Origin of the sequence: Mesorhizobium sp. M4A.F.Ca.ET.090.04.2.1, assembly GCF_003999085.1 — a bacterium.
Taxonomy (GTDB): domain Bacteria; phylum Pseudomonadota; class Alphaproteobacteria; order Rhizobiales; family Rhizobiaceae; genus Mesorhizobium.
In genome coordinates this window covers 1-1,526 of the sequence record NZ_RZOT01000828.1, presented here as the reverse complement: position 1 = coordinate 1,526, position 1,526 = coordinate 1, and the positions used below count along the sequence as shown (strand labels likewise).

3 protein-coding genes are annotated in these 1,526 nt (G+C 64.9%); 1 reads left to right on the top strand and 2 read right to left on the bottom strand.

All coding sequences use genetic code 11. The features are described 5' to 3' along the window. Window positions 1-610, top strand: a 610-nt coding sequence (locus EN781_RS32330; protein ID WP_145965780.1) for a MarC family protein, incomplete at its 5' end; no start/stop codon positions are given. 17 nt (window positions 611-627) lie between these two features. Here EN781_RS32330 and EN781_RS32325 read toward each other — a convergent pair. Together EN781_RS32325 and EN781_RS32320 are read right to left on the bottom strand one after the other, a co-directional pair. Continuing rightward, window positions 628-1,053, bottom strand: a complete 426-nt coding sequence (locus tag EN781_RS32325; RefSeq protein WP_126054746.1) for an OsmC family protein — start codon at window positions 1,051-1,053, stop codon at window positions 628-630. Window positions 1,054-1,083: 30 nt separating this feature from the next. Beyond that, window positions 1,084-1,482, bottom strand: a complete 399-nt coding sequence (locus EN781_RS32320) for a DUF2306 domain-containing protein (protein WP_126054747.1) — start codon at window positions 1,480-1,482, stop codon at window positions 1,084-1,086. Window positions 1,483-1,526 lie beyond the last annotated feature (44 nt).

Genomic DNA, 1,526 nt, shown 5'->3' with positions numbered 1-1,526 from the left:
GTTCAATGCCTTCGTCACCATACTGGTGACCATCGACCCGCCCGGGCTGGCGCCGCTTTTCCTCGCTGTGACGCGCGGCATGAACCGCGAGGAGCGCCAGCAAGTTTCGGTGCGGGCCTCGGTGATCGGCTTCCTGGTGATGGCGCTGTTCGCGGTTGCCGGCGCCTCGATCCTGTCGGTGTTCGGCATCACGCTGCCGGCCTTCCGCGTCGCCGGCGGTTTCCTGCTCTTCTTCATCGCCTTCGAAATGGTGTTCGAGCGCCGGCAGGACCGCAAGGAGAAGATCGGCGACGTCGCCATCACCAAGGACATGATCCACAATATCGCCGCCTTCCCGCTGGCGATCCCGCTGATCGCCGGCCCGGGCGCGATTTCGGCGACGGTGCTGCTGTCGGGACACTTCGACGGTTTCGCGGCGCAGGCGGCGCTGGTTGGCATCATCTTCGTCAGCCTCGCCATCACCTATCTGGTGTTCGTGCTGGCGGAGCGCATCGACCGCATCCTCGGCCAGACCGGCCGCTCGATCCTGACGCGGCTGCTCGGCGTCATCCTGGCGGCGCTCGCCGTACAGTTCGTTGCGGACGGCGTCAGGGCACTAATGGCTGCCTAAGCGGGACCCCTGCTGCCTTATTTCGCGGCGGTATCGACGACCTCGAAATCATGCGTGACCGTCGCCGTCTTGGCCATCATCGCGGTCGCCGAGCAGTACTTTTCGATCGAGAGGTCGATCGCGCGCTTCACCTTTTCATGCGAGAGCCCGCGGCCCTTGACGATGAAATGCATGTGGATGCGGGTGAAGACCCTGGGCTCCTTCTCTGCCCGGTCGGCGTCGAGCTCGACGACGCAATCCTCGATCGCCTCGCGGCCTTTTTCGAGGATGTGGACGACGTCGTAGGCCGAACAGCCGCCGGTGCCGATCAGCACGAGCTCCATCGGGCTCGGCCCCGGCGTTTTGCCCTCCGGGCCGGACGCTGTTCCGAGGACAACCTTGTGGCCGCTGCCGGACTCACCGACGAAGGTGCGTTCCTCGACCCATTTGACGCGTGCTTTCACGGCATTTTTCCTTGCGAGGCCTTGGCCAGCCTATTGACCGAACACGACCGTATGCATGATCCGGCCAGGCAGCAGCGTGAAGATGCCGGCGCCGATCAAGGCGAAGACATAGAGCTTGATCATGGCGCCGCGATGCGCGGCGACGCGATGGGTGTGCGCATACCACACCGCCAGCGGCGCGGTGACCAGCACCAGGATCGACAGCAGATGGATCGGACTGAACGGGCCGATCAGGCGGATCTGCTGGATCCAGAAACTCGAGACGGCGATGACAAGCATCAGCGCCGCCCAGGCATAGCCCATCACGCGGTGGCTCGGCGTGCCTTGCGGAAGCGCCAGCTGCGCGCCGCCAATCGCCAGGGCGGCAAGGGCCGCGAATGCATGCCACGGAATGGGAGGGGGCGCGGATAGCAATGGTCCGAGCGACATCTCCCCTCCTCAATGCCGGTTACGTGGGGCGCTCAGAACGGGAT

Excerpts from the sequence above, each read along its gene's own strand:
- EN781_RS32320 (WP_126054747.1), bottom strand. The coding sequence starts at position 1,482 with ATGTCGCTCGGACCATTGCTATCCGCGCCCCCTCCCATTCCGTGGCAT.